Origin of the sequence: Microbacterium sp. SORGH_AS_0428, from assembly GCF_031453615.1 — a bacterium.
Taxonomy (GTDB): domain Bacteria; phylum Actinomycetota; class Actinomycetes; order Actinomycetales; family Microbacteriaceae; genus Microbacterium.
The window spans coordinates 2,551,503-2,574,728 of the sequence record NZ_JAVIZT010000001.1 but is presented as its reverse complement, the minus strand read 5'-3'; the positions used below and the strand labels follow the sequence as shown (position 1 = coordinate 2,574,728).

The 23,226-nt window shown below is 70.1% G+C and carries 22 protein-coding genes and 1 pseudogene; 9 read left to right on the top strand and 14 right to left on the bottom strand.

What is annotated here, in order from left to right:
* Positions 1-94 precede the first annotated feature (94 nt).
* Entirely contained in the window at positions 95-403 is a 309-nt protein-coding gene (locus tag QE374_RS12535; RefSeq protein WP_309735335.1) for a hypothetical protein, read from the top strand.
* Here QE374_RS12535 and QE374_RS12530 read toward each other — a convergent pair.
* Positions 392-1,843, bottom strand: a complete 1,452-nt coding sequence (locus QE374_RS12530) for an NAD(P)/FAD-dependent oxidoreductase (RefSeq protein WP_309735333.1) — start codon at positions 1,841-1,843, stop codon at positions 392-394. The two genes, QE374_RS12535 and QE374_RS12530, sit on opposite strands and share 12 nt — an antisense overlap.
* Before the next feature lie 7 nt (positions 1,844-1,850).
* The gene (locus tag QE374_RS12525; protein ID WP_309735331.1) at positions 1,851-2,297 is read right to left on the bottom strand and encodes an SRPBCC family protein; all 447 of its coding nucleotides are present in this window, start codon (positions 2,295-2,297) and stop codon (positions 1,851-1,853) included.
* A 115-nt stretch (positions 2,298-2,412) separates the two neighbouring features.
* On the opposite strand from QE374_RS12525, the gene QE374_RS12520 reads away from it, so the two are divergent.
* Positions 2,413-3,258 carry an NAD(P)-dependent oxidoreductase gene (locus QE374_RS12520; RefSeq protein WP_309735330.1) on the top strand — a complete coding sequence of 282 codons (846 nt, stop codon included), beginning with the start codon at positions 2,413-2,415 and terminating at the stop codon, positions 3,256-3,258.
* A 3-nt stretch (positions 3,259-3,261) separates the two neighbouring features.
* Here QE374_RS12520 and QE374_RS12515 read toward each other — a convergent pair whose 3' ends face one another.
* Positions 3,262-3,741, bottom strand: coding sequence for a GNAT family N-acetyltransferase (locus QE374_RS12515; RefSeq protein WP_309735328.1), 480 nt, complete (start codon positions 3,739-3,741; stop codon positions 3,262-3,264).
* A 40-nt stretch (positions 3,742-3,781) separates the two neighbouring features.
* Between QE374_RS12515 and QE374_RS12510 the strand changes: the two genes are divergently transcribed.
* Entirely contained in the window at positions 3,782-4,360 is a 579-nt protein-coding gene (locus QE374_RS12510; protein WP_309735326.1) for an NUDIX hydrolase, read from the top strand.
* Positions 4,361-4,427: 67 nt separating this feature from the next.
* Positions 4,428-5,765: a DUF222 domain-containing protein gene (locus QE374_RS12505; protein ID WP_309735324.1), complete on the top strand. Its 1,338-nt coding sequence runs from the start codon at positions 4,428-4,430 to the stop codon at positions 5,763-5,765.
* 33 nt (positions 5,766-5,798) lie between these two features.
* On the opposite strand, the gene QE374_RS12500 is transcribed toward QE374_RS12505, so the two are convergent.
* Positions 5,799-6,917 (bottom strand): FAD-dependent monooxygenase, encoded by a 1,119-nt coding sequence (locus QE374_RS12500; protein WP_309735322.1) that lies wholly within the window; start codon positions 6,915-6,917, stop codon positions 5,799-5,801.
* 182 nt (positions 6,918-7,099) lie between these two features.
* Between QE374_RS12500 and QE374_RS12495 the strand changes: the two genes are divergently transcribed.
* Both QE374_RS12495 and QE374_RS12490 read left to right on the top strand, forming a co-directional pair.
* A complete protein-coding gene (locus QE374_RS12495) occupies positions 7,100-8,032 on the top strand; it encodes a DUF5996 family protein (protein ID WP_309735319.1) in 933 nt (310 codons plus the stop codon).
* A gap of 67 nt (positions 8,033-8,099) precedes the next feature.
* Complete coding sequence (locus QE374_RS12490) at positions 8,100-9,449, top strand: serine hydrolase (RefSeq protein WP_309735316.1); 1,350 nt, start codon at positions 8,100-8,102, stop codon at positions 9,447-9,449.
* Here QE374_RS12490 and QE374_RS12485 read toward each other — a convergent pair.
* Genes QE374_RS12485 through QE374_RS12465 form a run of 5 tightly spaced genes read right to left on the bottom strand, consistent with a single transcriptional unit; the run spans position 9,446 to position 14,738 of the window.
* Positions 9,446-10,609 carry a serine hydrolase domain-containing protein gene (locus QE374_RS12485; RefSeq protein WP_309735315.1) on the bottom strand — a complete coding sequence of 388 codons (1,164 nt, stop codon included), beginning with the start codon at positions 10,607-10,609 and terminating at the stop codon, positions 9,446-9,448. The two genes, QE374_RS12490 and QE374_RS12485, sit on opposite strands and share 4 nt — an antisense overlap.
* Positions 10,606-11,562, bottom strand: coding sequence for a glycosyl hydrolase family 32 (locus tag QE374_RS12480; protein ID WP_309735313.1), 957 nt, complete (start codon positions 11,560-11,562; stop codon positions 10,606-10,608). Before QE374_RS12480 ends, QE374_RS12485 begins: the two co-directional genes overlap by 4 nt.
* A 31-nt stretch (positions 11,563-11,593) precedes the next feature.
* A complete protein-coding gene (locus tag QE374_RS12475; protein ID WP_309735312.1) occupies positions 11,594-12,418 on the bottom strand; it encodes a carbohydrate ABC transporter permease in 825 nt (274 codons plus the stop codon).
* Positions 12,415-13,383 carry a sugar ABC transporter permease gene (locus QE374_RS12470; RefSeq protein ID WP_309735310.1) on the bottom strand — a complete coding sequence of 323 codons (969 nt, stop codon included), beginning with the start codon at positions 13,381-13,383 and terminating at the stop codon, positions 12,415-12,417. Before QE374_RS12470 ends, QE374_RS12475 begins: the two co-directional genes overlap by 4 nt.
* Positions 13,380-14,738, bottom strand: coding sequence for an extracellular solute-binding protein (locus QE374_RS12465; protein ID WP_309735308.1), 1,359 nt, complete (start codon positions 14,736-14,738; stop codon positions 13,380-13,382). Before QE374_RS12465 ends, QE374_RS12470 begins: the two co-directional genes overlap by 4 nt.
* 84 nt (positions 14,739-14,822) lie before the next feature.
* On the opposite strand from QE374_RS12465, the pseudogene QE374_RS12460 reads away from it, so the two are divergent.
* Together QE374_RS12460 and QE374_RS12455 are read left to right on the top strand one after the other, a co-directional pair.
* Positions 14,823-15,011: pseudogene (locus tag QE374_RS12460) on the top strand (hypothetical protein); the annotation flags it as partial.
* A 118-nt stretch (positions 15,012-15,129) separates the two neighbouring features.
* Complete coding sequence (locus QE374_RS12455) at positions 15,130-15,945, top strand: substrate-binding domain-containing protein (RefSeq protein WP_309735307.1); 816 nt, start codon at positions 15,130-15,132, stop codon at positions 15,943-15,945.
* Here QE374_RS12455 and QE374_RS12450 read toward each other — a convergent pair.
* The 3 genes from QE374_RS12450 to QE374_RS12440 are packed head-to-tail and all read right to left on the bottom strand — an operon-like array spanning position 15,942 to position 19,409.
* Entirely contained in the window at positions 15,942-16,343 is a 402-nt protein-coding gene (locus tag QE374_RS12450; protein WP_309735305.1) for a VOC family protein, read from the bottom strand. The two genes, QE374_RS12455 and QE374_RS12450, sit on opposite strands and share 4 nt — an antisense overlap.
* 38 nt (positions 16,344-16,381) lie before the next feature.
* On the bottom strand, positions 16,382-17,902 hold the full coding sequence (locus QE374_RS12445) for an amidohydrolase family protein (RefSeq protein ID WP_309735303.1): 1,521 nt from the start codon (positions 17,900-17,902) through the stop codon (positions 16,382-16,384).
* A gap of 43 nt (positions 17,903-17,945) precedes the next feature.
* A complete protein-coding gene (locus tag QE374_RS12440) occupies positions 17,946-19,409 on the bottom strand; it encodes a cytosine permease (RefSeq protein ID WP_309735301.1) in 1,464 nt (487 codons plus the stop codon).
* 123 nt (positions 19,410-19,532) lie between these two features.
* On the opposite strand from QE374_RS12440, the gene QE374_RS12435 reads away from it, so the two are divergent.
* Positions 19,533-21,083 carry a PucR family transcriptional regulator ligand-binding domain-containing protein gene (locus QE374_RS12435; protein ID WP_309735299.1) on the top strand — a complete coding sequence of 517 codons (1,551 nt, stop codon included), beginning with the start codon at positions 19,533-19,535 and terminating at the stop codon, positions 21,081-21,083.
* A gap of 9 nt (positions 21,084-21,092) precedes the next feature.
* Here the strand turns inward: QE374_RS12435 and QE374_RS12430 are convergent, their stop codons facing one another.
* A complete protein-coding gene (locus QE374_RS12430) occupies positions 21,093-22,142 on the bottom strand; it encodes a methionine synthase (RefSeq protein WP_309735297.1) in 1,050 nt (349 codons plus the stop codon).
* Positions 22,139-23,131 (bottom strand): putative oxygenase MesX, encoded by a 993-nt coding sequence (locus QE374_RS12425; protein ID WP_309735295.1) that lies wholly within the window; start codon positions 23,129-23,131, stop codon positions 22,139-22,141. The genes QE374_RS12430 and QE374_RS12425 overlap by 4 nt, the downstream gene beginning before the upstream one ends.
* Positions 23,132-23,226 lie beyond the last annotated feature (95 nt).

Sequence of the window (23,226 nt, the reverse complement as noted above, 5' to 3'; positions counted from 1 at the left end):
CGGGTTTCCCGCAGCCTACCGGCCGCTCGGCGCGGCTCCGATCCGTGTGTCGGTGTGCGTCGGCGCACACCGGCCGGTCGCTATCGTCGGTGACATGGAGGACTGGACCGAGGAAGCAGCCCAGGCGCTGGACAGGCTGACCGAGTCGGGGCTCGGCTCACCCTGGATCGGCACCGCCCGCATCCTGTCGGCGACCCCGCCGACGTCTCGGCGGCGCTACCAGAGCTGCACGGTCGAGCTGGCTCTGGCCGCGGAGGGTTTCGAGGGCGCGACGGCGTCGGCCGAGGTCGTGATCGACACACGCTACTGGCCGGAGCCCGGCCGGGTCCTGCCGGCGCGGTTCTCCCGCGCGCTTCCCCGCACGATCGACGTGGACTGGGAACGGCTGCGCTCAACGCGGTGACAGCGACGGTGCCTCCGGGATGCCGAACACGTGCCTGAGTGCGCTCCGCGCCGCCCACCACCCGCCGAGGCCGTGCACACCCGGGCCGGGCGAGGTGGAGGCCGAGCACAGATAGACCCCGGGAAGCGGCGTGCGCCAGGGGTCGCTGCGCAGGACGGGACGCTTGAGCAGCTGCGCGACGTCGGGACTGCCCGCGGCGATGTCGCCGCCCGGATAGTTCGGATTGTGGCGGGCGAGGTCGACGGCGGTACGCGAGCGGGCGGCGAGGATCGTGTCGCGGAAACCGGGGGCGAACCGTTCGATCTGCGAGACGACGGCCTCCTCCCGGTCGACGTCGCTGCCGGCGGGGACGTGCGTGTAGGCCCACAGGGTGTGTGCGCCGTCGGGGGCGCGCGTGCGGTCGAAGAGCGAGGGCTGCGAGATCAGCACATACGGGCGTTCCGGCATCCGCCCGCGGACGACGTCGTTCTCGGCGGCGACGATCTCGGCACGGGTGCCGCCCAGGTGAACCGTGCCGGCCTGCGCCACCGCCGGATCAGCCCACGGGACCGGGGCGGAGAGCGCGAAGTCCACCTTGGCGACGGCGGCGCCGTAACGGAACCGGCCGAGCGCGGCCCGGTACGAGGGCGGCAGGTCGTCGCCGGCGATGCGCAGGAGCGCCGCGGGCGTGACGTCCAGCAGCACTGCGCGGGCAGGAGGCAGTTCCGCGAGCGAGCGGACCTCGTGATCGCGCACGACCTCGACTCCGTGATCGCGCAGGTCCGCGACCATCGCGTCGATGATCGCCTGGCTGCCGCCTATCGGGATCGGCCAGCCGTGCGCGTGTGCGTAGGCGCCCAGGGCGAGCCCGGCCCCGGAGGCGGCGAGGCTCGGCTGCGGCAGGATCGAGTGCGAGGCCACGCCGGTGACGAGGGCGGGCGCTGCATCCTCACGGAACCTCCATCCCCACAGCGGCGATCCCTGATCGAGAACGCGCAGGCCGAATCGCGCGGCGAACACGGGGTCGGCGGGAAAGCGCAGCAGCGGTCCGCCGGTGAGTTCGGCGAGCCGGGAGGTGTTCTCGGCGAGCGGGCGCATGAGTCGCGCGTAGGCGGCGCCGTCGCGCCCCAGCTCCTCACTCGTGCGGTCGAGGTCCCGGTACGCGAGGCCGGCACGCCCGCCGTCGAGCGGATGCGCGAACGAGACCTCGGGAACGACGAAGTCGACGCGTTCGGTGAGGCCGAAGGCCTGGAAGAACGCGGACTCGAAGGCGAGCGGATGCACGGCCGAGCACACGTCGTGGAGGAAGCCGGGCAGCGTCAGGCCCGCCGAGGACGCGCCGCCGCCGAGCGTCGCGGCGCGCTCGTAGACACGGACGGAGAGTCCGGCCCTGGCGAGGGTCACGGCGGCGGCGAGTCCGTTCGGACCCGACCCGACCACGATGACGTCGAGATCGCTCACTCTTCGATCATCCCCCTCTCGCGGCCCGGCCCTCCGCCAGGAACGCCAATCGCTGCAGGGTCTCGGCGTTGCGCAGGTGCAGCGGCGGGTTCATGATCCAACGCGGAACCCACGCTCCGGGACCGGCGACCGCGTCCTCCGTGATGCGCACCACGCATCCGTCATCGCTCGGCCGCACCTCGATCACGACGCGCGCCTCCCCCATCGGCCAACCGCGCGCACGCAGCACGATCCGCCGCGGCGCGTCGTATTCGCGCACCTCGGTGGTGTCATCGATCAGCACGGGCCACACGCCGAAAGAGTGGTGCAACTGCGCCCCTTCGGCCGGCCAGGCATCGTCGACCGACCGCATCCGCGAGGCCCCTACGACCCATGAGGGGTACAGCCAACCGTCCGCCATCACGGCGAAGACATCCTCGGGCGTGCAGGACATGCGACGGACATTGCGTGACATGGGCGGGCCTCCGATCGTCGTTGCGCCACGCTAAGCGCGTTCGCTGCCGGCTCCGACGGGGTTGCCCTCCACGGCTGCGGCCGCTATCCGGCGCTCCCTGTGGCACGCTGGAGACATGCGGATCGCAGTGACGGGATCATCGGGAAAGCTCGGACGCGTGGTCGTTCGCGAACTGGCCGCGGCCGGACACGAGGTCATCGGCCTGGATGTCGTCGGCGAGCGCGGTCCGGGCTTCGTGCAGGTGGATCTGACCGACTACGGCCAGGTCGTCGACGCGCTCGGATCGGTGAACGACCAGCACGACGGCGTCGACGCACTCGTGCATCTTGCGGCCATCCCCGCTCCCGGTCTGCGCGCGGACGTCGCCGTCTTCCACAACAACATGACGGTGTCGTTCAATGTGCTGCACGCGGCGACCCGGCTCGGTATCCACCGGATCGTCACCGCGTCGAGCGAGACCGTGCAGGGGCTGCCCTTCGACGTCCCGCCGCCCTACATCCCCGTCGACGAGGACTACCCCGCGCGGCCCGAGTCGGTGTACTCCCTCGTCAAGCACCTCGAGGAGCGGATGGCGATCGAGCTGGTGCGCTGGCATCCGGAGCTCTCGATCACGGCGCTGCGCTTCTCGAACGTCATGGTTCCCGAGGACTACGCCGAGTTCCCCTCCTTCGACGGCGACGCACGGGCGCGCAAGTGGAATCTGTGGAGCTACATCGACGCCCGCGACGGAGCGCAGGCCGTGCTCCGGGCGCTCGAGACGGCTCCGACCGGCTTCGATCACTTCCTCATCGCCGCGGCGGACACGGTCATGTCGCGCCCCAACGCCGAGCTGGTCGCCGAGGTGTTCCCGGATACCGAGGTGCGCGGCGAGATGGGCGTGAACGACAGCCTGTTCTCCACGGCGAAGGCGCAGCGCCTGCTCGGCTACGCGCCGCAGCACTCCTGGCGCGATCACGCCTGAGAGTCAGGACTCCGCCCGCACCGGCTTGCTCATCTGCACCGCCGTCACGCCGAAGCCGAGCGACTCGTAGAGTCGGCGGGCGCGCTCGTTGAAGCCGAAGACGTTGAGCGCGAGCTCTCGCCCTCCCCTCTCGGCGACATACCGCTCGGCCAGGATCATCGCCGCCCGCCCGTAGCCGCGTCCTCGATGCGGTTCGTCGATCTCGACGTCCCACACCCACCACACGCCCTCGTTGCCCCGCGGATGCGGACCCAGCCACATCACCCCGACGGCGCGTCCCGCCGCCTCGACGTGGAGCACGTCGTGCCCCGCGGCGGGAAGCCCGCCGGGGAACAGCTCGGTGTACGACTCGGCTGCGATGCGCTCGGCGGTGGCACGGTCATCGCCGGCGCGCACGCGTTCCTCCGCGTACGCGCGATGCTGAACGGCGATCCACGCGGGGAACTCGTCGTCCGAGAAGCGGCGGAAGGTGACGTCGACCATGACTCCATCATCGCTGCCGCGGCCTTCGTAGGGTGGGGAGATGGACGATCACTCCGAACCCCGCTGGACAGCGATCGGTCGTTCCGTCGCCTACGACGGGCGGGTGAGGCTGGTTGAGCACACCGTCCTGCTTCCGGATGGTTCCCAGACCTCCTATGAAGTCGATGAGAGCGTGCCCTTCTCCGTCGCCACCCTCGTCGTCGACGGATCCGACGTTCTGCTCTCGCGTCAGTACCGCTACGCCATCGACCGCTGGATCTACGACCTTCCCGGCGGCGGCGGCCAGCCGGACGAGACCCCTCTCGCAGCGGCGCAGCGCGAGCTCGAAGAAGAGCTCGGCATCGTGCCCGACGACCTTCGGCACCTGCACACGTTCTTCATGAACCCCGGCCGCGCCGCCTGGCCGACTCACCTGTTCATCTCCAGAGCCGGGTTCACCTGGGCGCGCCCGGACGCGTCGGATCCCGCCGAGCAGGTAGCGCTGGCGCGGATGCCGCTCGTCGAGCTGGATGCACTGATCTCTCAGGGGGTCATCGTCGATCCGCCGCTCGTCGTCGCGCGGGCGCTCGCGGCGGCGACCGGTCATCTGCCCCCGCTGCGAGCCGCCGGAACGCGGTGAGCCGCACGGCGCGTTCTCGGCCGTCGCGCCCGCCGGCGATGTCGGAGGCCCTGCCTACTGTGAAGGTATGTCCGACGATGCGCCCCTCTTCGAAGAGGACCCCGACGCGTCGTTCGCGCGCGACGTCGAGAGGGCGCCGCTCGAGCCCGAAGACGCGATCGATCGCGTGGTCGAGGTCTCCGCGATGCTGTCCGTCTTCGCCGCCGAGCAGGTGTGGGCGATCTCCGAGATGCGCGCCGACGCGCACGCCGAGGCGAAGCGCGCGGGCCGGAACGATCGGGGCATCGTGGAGCGCTCGCTGCGCCTCGAGCTCGCGCAGGCGATCGGGGCCACCGAGGCTGCGGCAGACCGCCTGATCTCCCACGCTGTGGCGCTCGTCGAGCGGTACCCCGAGACCCTCACCGCGCTGAGCCGCGCGCAGATCACCCAGCGGCACGCCGAGGCTCTGGTCGACGCCGTCGATCGCGCCGAGCCGTGGCTGCGCGAAGAGCTGGCCCCGCTCGCGCTCGAGCTCGCCATGCGCCTCCCCATCGGTGTCTTCCGGCACGCCGTGCGCCGTCTCGTCGACGATGCCCGTGCCGCCACGCTGTCCGAGCGGCAGCGCGAGGCGCTCGACACGCGTCGCGTCGCGGTCGACGACGACCGCGACGGGATGGCGTGGCTCACGGTGTACCTGCCCGCCGTCGAGGCGAGGGCGATCTTCGACCGCCTCACCCGCACCGCCGCAGCCCTCATCGCCGCGGAGCCGGCCGCATCCGAGGCCGCCGAGAGCTCCGTGGGCGACGAGGCGAATCCGCGGCGCACGCTCGATCAGGCACGCGCCGATGTCGCGGCAGACCTCTTGATCGACGGCCAAGTGCCGCAGCACGGCGAGCAGGCGCGCGGCATCCGCGCGACAGTCGCGGTCACCGTACCTGCGCTCACCCTTCTCGGCGCGAGCGAGGTGCCGGCCGTCGTCGACGGCGTCGGCCCGATCCCCCTCGCGAAGGCTCGCGAGCTGTGCGGCGCGGCAGACGGATGGATGCGCGTGCTGACCCACCCCGAGACGGGCCTCGTCCTGTCGGTCGGGCGCACGCAGTACCGTCCGCCGGCGAGCCTGCGACGGCTCGCACGGTGGCGCAGCGCGCGGTGCAGCGCTCCGGGGTGCATGGTTCCGGCGAATCGGTGCGAGATCGACCACACCATCGCGTGGGAGCACGGGGGTTCGACCACCGCCGACAACCTCACCCCGCTCTGCAAGGGGCACCACACCGTCAAGCACCACGGCGGATGGAAGGTGCGGCAGTTCGCGGATGCGTCGACCGAATGGACGAGTCCGACGGGCCGCATCTACACCGTCGTGCCCGAGCGCCGCACGCCCGCCTTCGTTCCGGATGCCTCGCCGCCAGGCGACCCGCCGTTCTGAACGCCCCCGCCCGACCATGTCGACTCGCTCCGCTCACAACGGCAGGGCGGCTGCCAGCCTGCGCCCGTAGTCGGCGATCCATCGCCCTACCGGGAGCCGCGTTGCGTCGTACGCACGCAACGCCTCAGTGGGCTTCCGTTCGTCCAGCAGGCTCGCCAAGGCCAGCGCATCAGCCGCGGCCTTCGCCGCACCCATCGCGGTGTGCGGGCGCACGACCACGGCTGCATCGCCGAGCAGCGCGACACGGCCGGCGGTCATCCGCGGCGGGACGTAGTCGTAGATGGCCTGCAGGAAGGGATGAGGCTCCGCAGCCACCGCATCGGCGAACGGTGGCGGGAGCAGCCGCTCCGCGTCATCCACCAGGCTCTCGCGTAGACCGACCGGGAGCTCGCCCGGTGCGAGCGAGGCCGCGTCGCGGCGCCTTCCGGATGCGGCGAGGATCTCGCTCAGCGCGCCGGCGGCAAGCGTGCGGTACCAGACCCAGTTGTAGCGCCGCAGGCCCGGCTCGGTCTCGCCGCGCGGCCCGGGCACGAGGTAGCCGAGCGCGTGCCCTCCGCGCCCCGTGAAGAAGACGAACCGTCCGAGCAGCACCTCGGCGGCCTCCGTCGGCAGCGCCGTCTCGGGCAGGAGCCCTCGCCACGTGACATAGCCGCTGTACGCGTTCGTCTTCTGCTCGGGCGCCACGAATCCACGCACCGCCGAGTGCAGACCGTCCGCTCCGACCACGACATCGAACTCGCGCCGACCCCGCGGGCCGAGATCGAGGTACGCAGCGCCGTCGGAACACCCCGCCCCCGCGACGCGCGTCCCCGTGAGGTACGCCGCGTCCGGGAGCGTCGAGCGCAGGGTCTCGTAGAGCACGTCCCACGAGAGCTGCGTCTGCGGCGTGGGGTCGCGGGAGACGATCCGCCCCGCGCGATCGAGGACGATCCGCTCGGAGGTCACGGTGCCGCGGGCCGCATCCGGGCGTCCCGCCGCGCGCAGGAGCGAGAGGAGTTCATCCTGGGCGACAAGGCCGGCCCCGCGGCCCGACAAGCCGCTCGCCGAACGTTCGAAGACGGCGACGTCGTGCCCGGCGCGAGTGAGCAGCGCTGCGACGCCGAGTCCGCCGAGAGATCCGCCCGCGATGCCGATCCGCAGTCGCTCCTGCATGTCCGATGTCCTTTCCGAGATCGCGAGACGTGGCCTGTGCGACGACGATAGGAACGGATGGGGCCGCACTGCTCCGACAGGTGTCGAGGCGTCCTCCACCCGTGACGCACGGCCGGGATGCCATGCTCGAAGCACGACATCGCGGCCACGGCGGCCGCATCCGTCCCCCGGAAGGGGTCCGCATGCTCGAGGCGCGTCTGCCCTACGACCACTGGCAGCCGACGAAAGAGACTCTGCACCGTTTCGTGCAGCTCGTCGGCAAACTGCGACTCGCGCGTAGCGTGCGACGCAACCATTGGTGGAACGTCCCGTTCCACCTCACCGGCACCGGGATCACGACGCGTCCGATGGGCACGGACCCGGCCTTCGCGGTCGACTTCGACTTCATCGATCACCGCCTGGAAGTGGCGACGAGCGATGGCGTGCGCACGTCGTTCTCGTTGCCGGGGCTCTCCGTCGCAGACTTCCACGCTCACGTCGTCCGGGCCCTCGAGGGCGCCGGCATCGACACCACGCCGATCCTCGCGGCGACGCCGTTCGACCTGCCCGACGCCGCTCGCCCGTTCCGCGACGACACCGAGCACGACGCGTACGACCCCGCATCCGTCACGGCATACTGGCGGCTGCTGTCGGATGCCGGTCTCGTGCTCGAGGAGTTCTGCGGTCGTTTCAGCGGCAAGACGAGTCCCGTGCATCACTTCTGGCACACGTTCGACATCGCCGCGACGCGCTTCTCCGACACCGTCGTGCCGCACACCGACCAGGCCGACAGCGTCACTCGCGAGGCATACTCGCGAGAGGTGGTCTCGTCGGGCTTCTGGTTCGGCGATGCGAGCGTGCCGGAGCCCGCGTTCTACTCCTACACGTCACCGGAGCCGGCGGGCATCGCCCAGCGCCCGCTCCCGGACGGAGCGCAGTGGCTGGACCGCGGCACCTCGCACCTCGCCGTGTATCCGCTCGCGCGCGCCCAGGAGACGGGTGACGCGCAACAGGCCGCGCTCGACTTCTTCGAGGCCGCGTATCGCGCCGGCGCGGAGCTGGCCGGGTGGGACATCGCGCGCTACGCCTGCATCGACGGCGTGACCGACCCGTTGCGCGCCGCCGTCCGCGGCTGAGTGCGCGGCACCGCTCCCGCGCCGGATGCGGCAGGATGGTGCTGCGCGCGAGGGATGGGGGCCCGAGATGACGACGCACGACGACCCGACCGATCAGCTGGTCCCGTTCGCCGAGCTGCTCGACGCCGGCGCGGACGAGCCGCTCCCCGTCGATCGCCGGGCGCGTCGCCGGCGCCGCTGGATCGTGGCGATCGTGCTGCTGATCCTCGTGGCGCTCCCCCTCGCGGCGGGCGGCGGATACGCGATCTGGGCGTTGACTGCGCCCCTGCCCGCCCCGGTGATGACGGCGGAGAAGCCCTCGGTGTCGACGCCCGGACCGACCGGTATCGCGATGCCGACGGAGGGCGCGTCGGCGCTGAGCGTATCGGGCGCAGACGCCTACCTCGGCGCGGGAGCCAGCGGCATCTGGACCTCGAGCGGCGGTGATGACGCCCGCCCGCTGGCGAGCGTCAGCAAGCTCATCACGGCGCTCGTGGTGCTCGACGCGTCACCGCTGAGCGGGCCGGACGACCCCGGGCCCACGATCACGTTCTCGAAGGCCGACCATGACCTGTACGACGATTACTACGTGCAGGGCGCGACGATCCTCGCGATGCCGACCGGCAGTTCGATGTCGCTGCGCGATGCGCTCACCGCGATGCTGCTTCCCTCCGCGAGCAACTACGCAGACGCCGTCTCCACCTGGGCGTTCGGCTCGCGCAGCGGATTCGTCGCGGCCGCGCGCGCCTGGCTCGACGCCCACGGGATGACCGGCACCACGATCGTGGAGCCCACGGGGATCAGCGCGAGCAACACCGGCACGCCCGGCGACCTCATCACCCTCGGCAAGCTGGCCGCATCCGAGCCCACCATCGCCGCGATCACGGCGATGCCGTCCGCCTCGCTGGGAGATCTCGGCACCGTGAGCAACACCAACAACCTCTTGGGCGTCGATGGGATCACCGGCCTCAAGACGGGGAACTTGGGGCCCGACAACTACAACCTGCTGTACACGTCGACCCTGGATGTCGGAATCGGCGAGCCGCTGCACATCACCGGCGTCGTGCTCGGCGTGTATTCCCGCAGCACCGTGGACAGCGTCGTGCGTGCGCAGCTGCAGAGCATCCGTGAGGGGTTCCACGCGGTGCAGCTCGCCGAGGAGGGGCAGCAGATCGGCACCCTCTCCACCCGCTGGGGTTCACGTGCGGCGCTGGTCGTCGCCTCGACCCCCAGCATCCTGACCTGGTCGGACACCGCGATCACGGTCGACATGGACGTCTCCGAGCCCACGACGTACACCGACGGCGAGGTCGTCGGCACCATCACCTGGACCGCGGGGCCGAACACCACGACGGCCGACGTCGTCGTGTCGGGCGACATCGAGCCGCCGACCGAGTGGTGGCGGCTCACCCACCCGGGACAGCTGGGCGGCGACTAGGCCACGACCTCGCGGAGCGCGTCCACGATCCGCGTCGCCCGGTGATCGTCGACGGCCTCCATCCAGTTGGTGACGAACGAGAATCCGACCCTGCTGTCGAGATCGGCGAACGCGACCTGCCCGCCCGCGCCGTCGTGACCGAAGCTCGACGGTCCGAGGTAGCGCCGCGCCTCGGAGTCGAGTTGGAACCCGGCACCCCAGCGCGGCCATGGCGCCGGCGCGTCGAAGAACGGCGCGCCCGCCGTGCGCTCGCGCGTGGCGGCCACGACGGTGTCGTCATCGATCAGCCGCACCCCGTCGGTCTCCGCCACGGTCGCCGACCACATCGCGGCGACGGCGCGCGCCGTCGCGACGACCCCGGCGCCCGGGATGACGGCGGCCTGCACCGCCGGCGTGTTGAAGCCCTCCGCCTCGCCGACGAGAGTGGGCGGCAACGCGCCGCCGAGGGTCATGGCGCGGTCGCCCCAGTCGACGGCTCCGGGTGCGCGCTGAGCGGCCTGCTGCGCCACGAGCCCCTGGAGGGTGGCACCGACGAACAGGTGCGCGGCCGAGCCGGCGCGCTCGGCCGGCAGCCCGAGCCACGCATCCGCACCGAGCAGATCGGCCATCTCGCGGAACGCGTCGGCGGGGGCGACACCGCTCGCACGGCGCACGATCTCACCCGAGATCCAGCCGTGGGTCAACGCGTGGTACGCCCATGCCTGGCCGGGCTTCCACAGCGGCTCCTGCGCCGCGAGCAGCGCGGCGACGCGGTCGAAGTCGAGCAGGTCCTCGGTCGTGAGGTCCCGGCTGAGCGCCGGCACCCCCGCGCGGTGGGCCAGCGCGTCACCGACCGTCACCGCGTCCTTGCCGTGCTGGCCGAACTCCGGCCACAGAGCGGCCAGGGGGCTGTCCAGATCGACCTGTCCGGATGCGGCGAGCCGCGCGACGAGGATCGACATCAGTCCCTTCGAGCAGGAGAAGACCACCGACGGGGTGTCGCGTTCCCAGGGCCGGTGGATACGCGCGTCTGCGGAGCCGGCCCAGAGGTCGACGACGCTGCGACCATCCACGCGGATCGCCAGAGCGCCCCCCATCCGCGGAAGCCCGTCGAACGCCGCCGCGAAGGCGTCGCCGATCGCCTCGAAGCCCGGGGCGATGTGCCCGTTGATCTCGATCATGCTGCGGTCTCCTCCACGATGAGACGGTCGTTCTCCCAGCGCACCGGAAGCGGATCGGACAGAGCGCCCACGAAGGCGCCGTCCGTGCCGATGTTCTCGAACGCGAGCATCACGTCGCGCCCGGCCGCATCCTGCGTGATGCGGCCGCTGTAGAGCTTCTCGCTCGCGACGAGCACGGCCCGCTCCACCGGGTAGGGCCCGAGCGGATCGTCGAGGGCCACCGCCCAGATCCCGCCCCGCGCACCGCTGCGCGCACCGGCCAGGTGTGCGGAATCGCACGAGAAGATGAGCGCCCATCGGCCGTCGATCTGCACGAGCTGCGGGACTTCGAGGTGCGCGAAGCCCGCGCCCGCGACGCTGAGCGGCGGACACACCTGCCAGTGCGACAGGTCATCCGAGCGGGCGTGGCCGATCACCCCGGTGTCGCGGTCGCCATCGCCCAGGGCGCGCGCGGTGACGAGCATGTGCCATCCGTCCCCGGCGGGATCGGCGAAGACCCAGGGGTCGCGCCACGCCTGTTCGTGCCAGGTACCGTCGCCGAGCGTCTCGTACCATCGCGGATCCGCAGCGACGACGACCGAGGCGTCCTTCGTCCATGCGCCCGGCTCCGACGCGGATGCGGCCAGAACCGTCTCCACGTTCGTCTGCGCCGCGGGATCGAGGAAGCGCGAACCCGTGTAGAACATGCGCCATGTGTGCGCCTCGCGGACGACGCTGCCCGTCCACGTGGCCGTCGCGTCCGGCGTCTCCCCGCCCGATGGCCGCAGCACCGTGCCGTGCACGGCCCAGGTGCGCAGGTCGGTGGAGGTGGCGTGACCGATCGTCGCATTGCGGTGGCGCAGATCCGGATCGCCGAGCGAGGTCGGCGCCTGCAGGTAGTACATGTGGTGGGTGTCGCCGTCGCGGGCGAACCAGAAGTCCCAGACCCAGTGGTCGGGCAGCGTGAACGTCACAGAGTTCTCCTCGTGAATGGGCAAGGGCGGCTCAGCCCTTGACGGCGCCTTGCACCAGCGCGCGGATGAACTGCCGCTGGAAGATGAGGAAGAGCACGACCGCAGGCGTGATGATGATCAGCGCTCCCGCGTTCAGCAGCGGGATGCTGAGCGAGTACTGCCCCTGGAAGAAGGTCAGCGCACCCGCGACCGTCCGCTGCAGCGGGTCGGCGATGAGCACGACCGGCAGCAGGAACTGGTTCCACGTCCAGATGAACAACAGAATCGCGAGGGCGGAGAGCGCGGGCATCGCGAGCGGGAGCTGGATGCTGCGGAACTCGCGCCAGAGCGATGCCCCGTCCACCCGGGCCGCCTCGGAGAGCTCCCTCGGCACATTGATGAAGTGAGCCCGCATCCAGAACACGCCGAACGGCATGTACAACCCGATGAGCGGGAAGATCACGGCCCACGGGGTGTTCACGGTGCCGAGCGACTGCGCCTGGTAATAAAGCGGGATGATGAGGGCTTCGAACGGGATCGTCAGGCCCAGGATGAAGAACACGAGCACACCGCGGCCGAACCGGACCTGGAGCGATCCGAGCGCGAACCCGGCGAGGGTGGCGGCGATCAGGCTCGCCGGCACGACTCCGAGCACGATGAGCATGCTGGAGCCCATCAGCTGCCAGACATGGCCCGTTTCGAACGCCGTGGCGAAATTGCCCCACTGCGGGTCGCTCGGCCAGGTGAGGCCGGTCGGGTTGCGATCGGCGGGCTGCAGAGCGGCGGAGAACATGCTGACCAGCGGAAGCACGGTGACGATCACCGCGATGCTGAGCAGGAGGTAGCCGAGCACTCGCTCGGTGCGGCTGGCGATCACGCGTCGCTCGCTCTCGAGAGTCGTTGGATGGGCAGGACGACGACCAGCACCAGCACCATCAGCACGATGCCGAAGGCGGATGCGAGACCGACGTCGCTCTGGGTGAACCCGATGCGGAAGATGGACAGGCCCGGCACGAGGGTGGCCCGGCCCGGCCCGCCCTGCGTCGAGGTGTAGATGATGTCGAAGCTGGACAGCGCGGCGATGACCGTGACGGTCACGAGAACGGCGATCTCCTGGCGCAGCCCCGGGAGGGTGATGGTGAAGAACTCGCGCCACCACCCGGCCCCGTCGAGCCGGACCGCTTCGTAGAGCGAGACGTCGATCTTGCCCAGGCCGGTGAGCAGCAGCACGGTGCACAGCCCGGTCAGCACCCAGGATCCGATGAGACCGACAGCGGGAAGAGCGGTGCCGTAGTCGGCGAGCCAGGGGCGGGTGATCCACCCGAGGCCCAGCCATCCCAGGATCTGGTTCACGGCGCCGGTCTGCGCGTACATCCACGACCAGGCGATACCCGCCGCGGCGAGCGGGATGATCTGCGGCAGGAAGAGCACTGTCTGCGCCGAAGCGGCGAATGCCTTGGAGCGCAGTCCGCGGATGAGGGTCGCGAGCACGAGCCCCGCACCCACGGGGATGATCGTGAAGAACGCGATCAGCACGAAGGCGTTGCGGATGGCACCGAGCAGGTCGGGGTCCGTGAAGACGGTGAGGTAGTTGTCCACGCCCACCCAGCGGGCGACGCCGATGCCGTTCCAGTCGTAGAACGAGTACTGCACCCCCTGGATGAGGGGCCAGACGACGAACGACACGTAAGCCGCCAGCGCCGGAACCAGCAGGAGCCAACCGGCGAGGGTCCCGCGCCGGGCGGCCGCCTTGGCGGCGGCCCGGCGCGGGGGTGCGGTCGTCGCCGCGGCTTTGCCGTCGGGTCGGGGTGCCGCCACAGCGGCGACCGCACGGTCGGTCATTTGCCGCCGACCTCCTTCTCGTAGAACGCCTGAACGCGGTCCACGAACTCCTTGCCCGTGATCTGGCTCGTCACCAGCAGCTGGGACTCGGGGATGATCGATCCGGCGTAGATGCCGGCGGTCGTGTTCGCCATGAAGTCGACCTGGCCGTTCTCGGCGCCGATCTGTGCGGACATCGCGAGCGCATCCTCGATGAGGGAGCCGGACTCGACCTTGGGCTGCTCGAGCGAGGGGTCACCGCCGGGCGAGGCACCGGTGACATCGACGATGATCTGGCGCGCGGTGGGGTCGGTGTGCACCCAGTTGAGGAAGTAGACGATCTCGTTCAGGTGCGCCGACCCTGCCGCCACGGAGAACGAGTTCGCCGCGCCCATCGCGACGTGGTCGCCGCCGGCCTCGGCCGGCGGGACGAGGAAGAAGGACACATCGGAGCCGAGCGCCTTCTGGTAGTTCGCCGCCTCCCAGTTGCCGTTGAAAGTGAACAGGCCCTCGCCCTCACCGAACCGGCTCGTGAAGGTGAAGTAGTCGATCGCGTTGATGTCGGACGGGAAGTAGCCCGCATCCGCCCACTTGCGCACGAGCTCGGCGCCCTTCACGTTGCCCTCTTCGTCGTAGCGGGCGCCCGGCTCGTTGAACATCCACGACAGGAACTGGTCCTTGTCGACGTACTGGTTCATCGCCGCCTGGACGACGAAGTTGACGACGCCGTCCTTGTCGCCGGCCATGATCGGCAGGATGCCGGCGGCCTTGGCCTTGGCCATGTCGTCCTCGAGCTCGGCGAGCGTCTGCGGCGGTGCGTCGATCCCGAGCTGGGCGGCGAGCTTGTCGTTCATGTAGATGCCGGTGATGCTGTAGCCGAGCCCGAGCTGGTACAGCGAACCCGAGCCGCGGATGCCGTCTTCGCTCATCCGCAGCGGCGCGAGCTGCGAGGCGGGCCACGCATCCCAGCCGTAGGCGTCGAAGTACGGGTCGAGATTGGCGACGAGACCGTCGCGCACCGTGTCGCCCAGGGTGGGGAGGCGGATGAGGTCGGGCGGTGTCGCACTCGCGAGCAGCTTGGGGGCGTTGGCCGTCAGGTTCTGGAACGTGTCACGGGTGATGGTGAAGGTCACGTTCGGATGCTGCTTGGTGAACTCCTCGGTCAGCTTGTCGGTGACCGGGAAGCCCGTCTCGTCGGCGATCGTCAGCTCGACCGGGTCGGAGGTGAGCTCGGTCGAGACGGTGACGTCGTTCTGGGCGGCCGGCGCGGCAGCCCCCGGGGCGCAGGCCGTCAGCGCGGCTGCGGCGAGCCCGGTGATCGCCAGCAGGGCGACCGGCCCTGAGCGACGCAGGCGGCGGTGCGGTGTCGTGATCATGGGGCGACTCCTTTGTCTGTGGTGCAAAACACGGCTGCGGATGACGGGAACATCGGGTCATGTTCTCGCCGATCCATGTGCTGAATGGATTTAGCACGCACATTGTGCGCATACTGGGTCCCCAGTGTCAATGTCCGCTCCGCGTACGCTGGAGGAGCATTCGAGGAGGTGTGCGTGGGCAAGCGAGTCACCCTTGCGGATGTCGCGCGCAGAGCCGGGCTGTCGCCGTCCGCGGCGTCGATGATCCTCAACGGCCGCCCCGACACCCGCTTGTCGGCCGACGCCCATGAGCGCGTGCACGCCGCCGCGTCCGAGCTCGGATATCGGCCGAACGTCGCCGCCAGGGCGCTGCGCACCGACACGACCCACACGATCGGCTTCGTCTCCGATCATGTCGCCACGACCCGCTTTGCGAGCGGACTCATCAAGGGGTCGCTCGAAGCGGCGGAGGCTGCGGGGCACGTCGTGCTGGTCGCCGAGACGGGCGGGCGAGCCGGAACGCGAGGTCGAAGCCGTCTCGGCGCTGCTGGATCGTCAGGTCGACGGCATCATCTTCGCCTCCATGCGGGCGCGGGAGACCTTCGTGCCGCCCCTGCCCTCCCGCACGCGCATCGTGATGCTCAACGCGACGAACGACGTGCACACCTGCAGCGTGCTCCCCGACGAGGAGACCGGCGGGCGGCGGGCGGTCGAGCTGCTCGCCGACGCCGGCATCACCGAGGGCATCGTGCTGCTCGGCTACGACGCCGAGGCGGAACGCGATGTGTTCCGCTCCGAGACGGTCGCCTCCCGCATCCGCGGCATGTCCGAGACCCTCCGCGAGCGCGGTATGAGCCTCGCGCGCTCGGAGTCCATCTGGCTCTGGGAGCCCGCGAGCGGTCACGAGGTGATCTCGCGGCTGGTGGCGGAGGGCGAGCGTCCGAAGGCGATCATCTGCCTCAACGACCGGCTGGCCTTCGGCGCCTCACAGGCGCTGGCCGAGGCGGGCCTCGGCATCCCGGATGACGTGTCGCTCGTCTCCTTCGACAACGACGAGCTCGCGGCCTACCTGCGTCCGGGCCTCACCACCATCGGGTTGCCGCACGAGGAGATGGGCCGCCGTGCGGTCGAGCTCCTGCTCGAGCCGGACGGGCCGCCGCCCGGCATCCACCTCGTGGAGATGCCGGTCGTCGTGCGCGCATCCGTACGGCCGAGAGCCCGCGACTAGGCGGCGGGCGAGTAGCCGATCAACCAGGTCACCCCGAACGCGTCGCGCACCTGCCCGTCGACGTCGCCCCACGGACGCTCGCCCATGGCCTCGATGACGGTTCCCGTCGCGGCGAGCGCGTCGAACCATCGCCGGGACGTCGCCGCGTCGCCGGCGCCCAGCAGCGCGAAGAGCACGCCGCGCACCTGGACGGATGCGGCGCCGTCGGCCGCATCCGAGCCGAACAGGTCGACGGGGCCGCGCAGCTCGCCGTGCGCGATCCAGGACGGCGCGCCGTCCTGGCGCCCGAACTCGGCGAAGGTGTGAAGCTCCAGCTCTCCGCCGAACACGTCGCGGTAGGTCTTCAGCGCGTCCGCGGCGATGCCGGCGAACTGCAGGTACGGGACGGGGGCGGCCATTCCGGCAGGCTACCGCTCACCCCCGACCCGCTGCGCGATCAGACGAGCCAGGCGCGCTCGTCGCCGCTGAAGCGATTGACGGCGCCCGGCATGGACGTCGCCCGCTCGTACATGCGCGCGAGGCCGGGCATCACCGCCTGGTTGCGCTCGTCGAGGCGGTCCTGGCGCTCGATGATCTCGTCGAGGCGCTCGGCGAGCTCGGCACGCGCGGCACGCTCGTCGACCGTGATCACCTCGCCGCCGGCGACGACCACGCGCCCCTGCACCATGACGATGTCGATCGAGGAGCCGTTCTCGGAGTAGACGAGTTGCAGGTCCAGCTTCTGACGGGGCGTGAAGGCCATGGTCTCGAGGTCGTAGATCACCAGGTCCGCCTGCTTGCCGACTTCGAGCGAGCCCACCACGTCGTCGAGCACGGCGCTGCGCGCTCCCCCGATCGTGGCCGCGGCCAGCACCTCGGCGACCGTCGGCCACTGGTCGATGTCCGGCCCGGTCACCTTGTGCAGCAGAGCCGCGGTCTTGACCACATCGAGCATCCGCGGCGAATCGCTGCTCGAGCAGCCGTCCGTGCCCAGCCCGAGGTTGACGCCCGCGTTCTGCAGCGTGCGCCACGCGGCGATCCCCGAGCCGAGCTTGAGGTTGGAGATGGGGTTGTGGGAGATCGAGGTTCCCGCCGCAGCGACCGTCTGCATGTCGGCATCCGTGAGCCAGATCCCGTGGGCGAGCGTCGTGTGGGGCGAGAGGGCACCGATCGACGCCATGTAGGAGACGAGGCTCCCGCCGTACGACTCGTCCCCGGTGACCAGCTGCGTCTTGGTCTCGAGCACGTGGATGTGGCACTCCGCCCCGAACTCGAGCGCCATCTCGGTCGCCCCGGTCAGCAGCGCGGGCTCGCACCGCTGCGGGGCGGAGGGTGCGACCATGAACCGCAGCCGGCCGTTCGCGCGGCCGTGGTGGGCGGCGAAGGCCTCGCGGGCGAACCTCAGGTACTCCTCGGTGGAGGGCACGTGCGCGGAACGGATCTCGCGCACGACGTCGCCGGGCAGGTACTCCTCGGCGAAGGGCACCGTGTCGAGGAAGGGGCGGTTGATCACGTGACCCGAGATGTTCGCCCGCACGCCCAGCTGCTCGTAGGCGTCGAAGACCGCGGCGAGCTGCTCGTGATCCTGCCCCGGAGTTTCGAGCACATCGTCGACGAGCGTCGTGACGCCCGCCTTGAGCGACTCGATCCCGAAGAGAGTCGTGCGAAGACGTACGAGTTCCGGAGCGACGCGACTGTCGCCGAGGATCGGATACGACATCGCCATCCACATCTCCAGCGGCAGATTGTCGTAGCGACCTTTGTAGAACATCTCCCACGAGTGGGTGTGCGCGTTCACGAAACCGGGCGCGACAAGGCGGTCGCGCCCCTCGATGATCTCGTCGCCGGGCTCCGGCGCCAGGTGCTCGCCGATCGCGACGATGACGCCGTCGGCGATACGGATGCTGCGCACGAGCGGTGTGCTGCCCGAGATCGGGTCCATGGTGATGACGTGGGCGTCGCGGATGAAGGTGCTCATGGTGGTTCTCCGTCGAGGGGCGGGGCGGGTGCTGCGGGAATCCTCAGCGGGTGGATACGGTCTCGCGGGGCTCCGGCGTCGCCGTGAACTGCTGCATCTCGATCCATCGCCTGTGGCTGGTGCGGGCCAGCAGCCAGTAGGTGAGGCCGGCGGCGACGCCGCCCGTGAGCCAGGAGATGTCGAGGCCTCCGAGCGCCTGCGACCCGATGCCCTGAAGCGCCGGAACCATGCCGTTCAGGAACAGCCAGGTGAAGAGGATTCCGACGAAGAAGGCGATGATCGCGCGCGGGTTGACGTCGGGCAGACGTTTCGAGCCGACGGCGTCGAACAGGTGATCGAACCGGCGCGAGCGGCGCTCGAAGATGCCGTAGTGCACCAGCATGATCGCGCCCCACGTGGCGACCCAGCCGACGACGCCGACGAGCCATGCGTCGAGGGTCTGGGCCGCATCCTCCTGGAAGATGAAGAAGACGGCAGCCGCGAGCGAGAGCACGCCGACGAGGATGTTGAGCGCCTTGCGGCCGACCTTGAGATCGAGCGCCTGGGCGGCGACGCTGAAGCTGTAGATGTTGAGCACGTTGGTCGCGATGGGGCCGTGCAGCACGAGAAGCAGGACCGGGATCGCGAGGGCGCCGAAGTTCTCGACGATGAGCTGGCCGGGATCGACCGTGCCGTTCTTCGTGGCGAGGGAGGCCCCGAGCAGACCGAGCCAGATGACGGGGATGAACTGGCCCAGTGCGCTTGCCAGATAGAGCTTGCGACGGGGCACGCTCGTGCTGATGAAACGCGAGTAGTCCGCCGCGTAGGTCAGCCAGGTGATGCCCCAGCCGATGCCGATGGCGGTCATCACCGCCGACATGGCGACGATGCGGTCGCCGCCGGAGAGCTCCGCGCCCGCGGGGCCGGAGTAGCCCCAGTCGATGTCGAGGAAGAACCACGCGACGATCGACATGATCACCAGCACGAGCACCGTCGGGGGCACCGTCCACCGCTCGAACGCCGCGATCGCCTTGTATCCCGCGAGCGCCACGCCCACCTGGATGGCCATGATCAGGGCGGCGATGCCGATCTTCCAGCCGATGTTCGCCTGGGTCGGATCCAGCCAGCCCAGCTCGCCGAGCAGCGCCGTCACGAGGTCGAGGACGATCCACGTGTTGACGGCGCACCATCCGATGACCACGACCGCCTGGATCGCCGAGGGCAGGTAGTTGCCGCGGCGGCCGAACACGGCGCGGCCGAGGAGCATGCCGGTGACGCCGGTCTTCTGACCGAACAGCACGAAGATGCCGAACAGGCCCATGCCGATCAGGTTGCCGATCACGAGCACGAGCATCGTGTCGAGGAGGCTGAGTCCCATGCTGATACCGAGCGCTCCCAGCACCCAGTTGATGGGGGCGATGTTGGCGCCCATCCAGATCCAGAACTGACCGGAGACGCGGGTGGTGCGGGCGGACTCGGGGATCGGCTGGAGGGTCTCTTCGATATCGTGCGGACTGGCAGAAGACATGGGGGTGTCCTTCTCGCGAGGTGGAGCGATCAGTGGAGCGGGTCGCCACCCAGCATGCGGCGACGGTGTTTCCGCACTCGCGGCGCTCTGTAAACTCGCGGTCACAGCGAATGGACAGAATGTATGCCTCTCCTGCTCGATCAGATCCTCGCGGACGCCGTCGTCCAGAAGACCGAACCCGAACTCGTCTGCGGCGCCGCATCCGAGGTGGATGTGCGCTGGGTGCACGCGAGCGAACAGCTCGACATCGCGCCGCTCCTGCGCGGCGGGGAGCTCATCCTCATGGAGGGGGTCAACCTCGTCACGGCGGATGCGGCGCAGCTGCGCACGTATGTCGACACCCTGGTCGCGCGCGACATCGCCGCGCTCGCCGTGGAGACGACACCCCGGCTCCCCCGCATCCCCGAGGCGCTCGTCGAGCACGCGGAGGCGAGCGGCCTGCCTGTCATCCACCTGCGGCGCCGCGTGCCGTTCGTGCAGATCTGCGAGAGCATCAACAGCCAGCTCGCCGATGTGAGCCTTCGGCGCCTTCGCATCGCCGATCAGATCTCCCTGGCACTCTCCGAGGCGATCGAGAACCTGGCGAGCATCGATCAGCTGCTCGCCCTCATCCGGGATCAGGCGAACTCGTCGGCGCAGCTCACGTCGCTGTCCGGGCAGACGCTGGGGGTCGCGCTCGTCGATGCCGACACGTCCTCGCTCGGGATCGAGTACACCGCACCGGTGTCGTTCGGAGGCACGGTCGTTGCGACGCTGACGCTGCGCCCGGCGGCGGACGCCGACATCCACCTCATCTCGGGCGCGCTGTCGCGGGCGCCCGAGATCCTCGCCATCGCGCTGCTGCGCACGCATCCGCTCTCTCCTCACGATCGGCGCCGCAGCCGCTTCATCTCACTGCTGGCGTCGAGCGGGCCGCGCACCTCCGCCGCCGAGCACGCGCGTGAGCTGACGACGCTGGCCGTGCGGTTGGGATTCGAGTCCGACGATCGGTTCATCCCGTTCGTCGCAGAACTCGACGACGCCTCGACCGTCACGGCGGTGCAGGAGGCGATCTCCTCGATCTCGCCGCGTTCGACCGGGCAGTTCGCCGACGGCCAGTACGTCGGCATCGTGGGATTCGCGCCGTCATGGGACGCGCAGGACGTGCGCGACGCGGTGACGGATGCGTTGCGACGCCTCGCCTCTCGCGGCGGCGTGCGCGCCGCGGTCGGACCCACCAGCGCGAGCGTGGACCGGGCCGTACGCGCCGTGCGCTCCGCGCGGGAGAGCGTGCCGTACACCTCGGATGCGGACCCGGTGGTGGATGCGGCGAGCATCGCCGTGACGCGACTCTGGCCGCTGCTCGCGCAGATCGAGCCGGTCGCGGAGTTCATCGACGAGCAGATCGGAGCCCTGCTCGATCGGGACGCGGTCTCGCACGGCGAGCTGTTCGACACGCTGCGCGCCTTGGCGGCGAACCTTGGCAGCAAGACGGATGCGGCCGCATCCCTCGGCATCCATCGACAGACCTTCTACCAGCGCTTCGAGCGCATCACCGGCGTCCTCGGCCCCCTCGAGCCGGGGTCGGCGCGGATCGGCGCGGTTCTCACCGCGGTGTTCCTCGAACAGGCACGGCGAGAGGCCGCCGCGGCGGCCGACGCGAAGCGGGAGGGTTCGGGTCGCGCGAACGCGTGACGGCGCGGGTCAGCTTCGCTCCTGGCGCACGATGGCGGCGCCGGCGGTCAGCGCGCTGAGCTTCGCGAGCGCCACATCGCGAGGCAGCGGCGCCATGCCGCAGTTGGTGCTGGGCATCAGCTTGTCGGCGTCGACGTAGCGAAGCGCGTCACGGAGGGTGCCGGCGACCTCCGCGGGCGTCTCGATCTCGTCGGTGGCGACGTCGATGGCGCCGAGCATGACCTTCTTGCCGCGCAGCAGTTCGATGAGCTCCATCGGCACGCGGGAGCCTTGGCTCTCGAGGGAGACGATGTCGATCGCCGAGCGCTGCAGGAGCGGGAACGACTCCTCGTACTGGCGCCACTCGGACCCCAGCGTCTGCTTCCACCGGGTGTTCGCCTCGATCCCGTAGCCGTAGCAGATGTGCACAACGGTCTCGGCCTTCAGCCCCTGGGCCGCACGCTCCAGCGTGGCCACGCCCCAGTCACGCATCTCGTCGAAGAAGACGTTGAAGGCGGGCTCGTCGAACTGGATGACGTCGATGCCCGCCGCCTCCAGCTCCTTCGCCTCCTCGTTGAGGATGACGGCGAACTCCCACGCCAGCTTCTCGCGGCTCCGGTAATGGCGGTCGGCGAGCGTGTCGATCATCGTCATGGGGCCGGGAAGCGCCCATTTCAGAGGGCGGTCCGTCTGCTGGCGGAGGAACCGCGCGTCGTCCACGAAGACGGGCTTCGTTCGGCTGACGGCGCCGACGACGGTCGGCACGCTGGCGTCGTAACGATCGCGGATGCGCACCGTCTCCCGCCGCGCGAAGTCGACCCCGGCGAGGTGCTCGATGAACGTCGTCACGAAGTGCTGCCGAGTCTGCTCGCCGTCACTGATGACGTCGATGCCTCGGCGCTGCTGCTCCTGGACGGCGATGCGCAGCGCATCCTGCTTGCCCTCGACGAGGGCCGCGCCCTCCAGCTCCCACGGCGACCAGAGCACCTCGGGCTTCGCGAGCCACGAGGGCTTGGGCAGGCTCCCGACGATGGCGGTCGGCAGCAGCACGGGCGCGGTCGGCGCGTCGGCGCGGGTCATAGCGCGAGCGCCGGCTCGAGGCCGGCCCATCGTGCGAGCACATCGCCGTAGGGCGTCAGGAAGTGCTCGGCCGCGTACGTGCCCTGGGTGATCGCCAGCTGCGCGCGCTCGACGCGGTCGTAGTCGACCTGCGTGCGCGAGAAGTCGCCGTGCTCCAGGCTCGGGCGGTAGACGCTGCCCGCAGCCGCGTTCGCGTTGTAGATCTCCGGGCGGTAGATCTTCTGGAAGCTCTCCATCGTGCTGATCGTGCCGACCAGCTGCAGGTTCGTGTAATCGTTGGCCAGGTCGCCGCGGAAATAGAACGCGAGCGGCGCCGCACTGCCCGCGGGCATGAAGTAGCGCACCCGCAGCCCCATCCGGGCGAAGTACTCGTCGGTCAGCGAGTACTCGCTCTGGAGGTACTCGACACCGAGCACCGGATGCGTGTTGTCGGTGCGACGGTATGTCTTGCTCGTCGAGACGCTGATGCAGATCACCGGCGGCGCCTCGAAGCGCTCACGGTACGCGTCCGAGTCCAGGAACGCCTGGAACAGCGCACCGTGCAGGGCGCCGAAGTCGTCGGGGACGGTGAAGGCGCCGGCATCCGCAGTGGCGGCGGGCAAGCGCACGCTGAAGTCGAAGTCGCGGACGTACGACGAGAAGTTGTTGCCGACGATCCCGTGATGGCGGACGCCGGTGTGCGAGTCGCGGATGTGGACGTCGAGCACTTCGAGCAGTGGGAAGTGGCGCTGTTCGCCGTCGGCGGTCAGCGCCGCATCCACCGATACGATCTCCAGCTCGACGGTGTAGCGGTCACCGTTCGGGTTGTCCCACCGCGCGAGGTCGTTGCACCGGCGATCGATCATCGTCAGCACGTTCCGGAGGTTCTGCTGCCGGTCCTCTCCGCGCGCGAGGTTGGCGAAGTTCGTCGTGGCGCGGGAGTCGGCGGAGGGCGAGTAGTCCTCGTCGAACGGTGTCGTGGAGATGCGGAACGTGAGCTCGTTCGTCATGCGCAGCCAATCTGGGTCTCGCGCGGCGGGTGGGTCGCGGGGTGTCGTGCCATGGTGCCGAGAATCTGCGACCATCGGGTAATTCGGCGTGACTA

Excerpts from the sequence above, each read along its gene's own strand:
- QE374_RS12535 (WP_309735335.1), top strand. The coding sequence starts at position 95 with ATGGAGGACTGGACCGAGGAAGCAGCCCAGGCGCTGGACAGGCTGACC.
- QE374_RS12525 (WP_309735331.1), bottom strand. The coding sequence starts at position 2,297 with ATGTCACGCAATGTCCGTCGCATGTCCTGCACGCCCGAGGATGTCTTC.
- QE374_RS12520 (WP_309735330.1), top strand. The coding sequence starts at position 2,413 with ATGCGGATCGCAGTGACGGGATCATCGGGAAAGCTCGGACGCGTGGTC.
- QE374_RS12515 (WP_309735328.1), bottom strand. The coding sequence starts at position 3,741 with ATGGTCGACGTCACCTTCCGCCGCTTCTCGGACGACGAGTTCCCCGCG.
- QE374_RS12510 (WP_309735326.1), top strand. The coding sequence starts at position 3,782 with ATGGACGATCACTCCGAACCCCGCTGGACAGCGATCGGTCGTTCCGTC.
- QE374_RS12505 (WP_309735324.1), top strand. The coding sequence starts at position 4,428 with ATGTCCGACGATGCGCCCCTCTTCGAAGAGGACCCCGACGCGTCGTTC.
- QE374_RS12500 (WP_309735322.1), bottom strand. The coding sequence starts at position 6,917 with ATGCAGGAGCGACTGCGGATCGGCATCGCGGGCGGATCTCTCGGCGGA.
- QE374_RS12495 (WP_309735319.1), top strand. The coding sequence starts at position 7,100 with ATGCTCGAGGCGCGTCTGCCCTACGACCACTGGCAGCCGACGAAAGAG.
- QE374_RS12490 (WP_309735316.1), top strand. The coding sequence starts at position 8,100 with ATGACGACGCACGACGACCCGACCGATCAGCTGGTCCCGTTCGCCGAG.
- QE374_RS12485 (WP_309735315.1), bottom strand. The coding sequence starts at position 10,609 with ATGATCGAGATCAACGGGCACATCGCCCCGGGCTTCGAGGCGATCGGC.
- QE374_RS12470 (WP_309735310.1), bottom strand. The coding sequence starts at position 13,383 with ATGACCGACCGTGCGGTCGCCGCTGTGGCGGCACCCCGACCCGACGGC.
- QE374_RS12465 (WP_309735308.1), bottom strand. The coding sequence starts at position 14,738 with ATGATCACGACACCGCACCGCCGCCTGCGTCGCTCAGGGCCGGTCGCC.
- QE374_RS12455 (WP_309735307.1), top strand. The coding sequence starts at position 15,130 with ATGTCGCCACGACCCGCTTTGCGAGCGGACTCATCAAGGGGTCGCTCG.
- QE374_RS12450 (WP_309735305.1), bottom strand. The coding sequence starts at position 16,343 with ATGGCCGCCCCCGTCCCGTACCTGCAGTTCGCCGGCATCGCCGCGGAC.
- QE374_RS12445 (WP_309735303.1), bottom strand. The coding sequence starts at position 17,902 with ATGAGCACCTTCATCCGCGACGCCCACGTCATCACCATGGACCCGATC.
- QE374_RS12440 (WP_309735301.1), bottom strand. The coding sequence starts at position 19,409 with ATGTCTTCTGCCAGTCCGCACGATATCGAAGAGACCCTCCAGCCGATC.
- QE374_RS12435 (WP_309735299.1), top strand. The coding sequence starts at position 19,533 with ATGCCTCTCCTGCTCGATCAGATCCTCGCGGACGCCGTCGTCCAGAAG.
- QE374_RS12430 (WP_309735297.1), bottom strand. The coding sequence starts at position 22,142 with ATGACCCGCGCCGACGCGCCGACCGCGCCCGTGCTGCTGCCGACCGCC.
- QE374_RS12425 (WP_309735295.1), bottom strand. The coding sequence starts at position 23,131 with ATGACGAACGAGCTCACGTTCCGCATCTCCACGACACCGTTCGACGAG.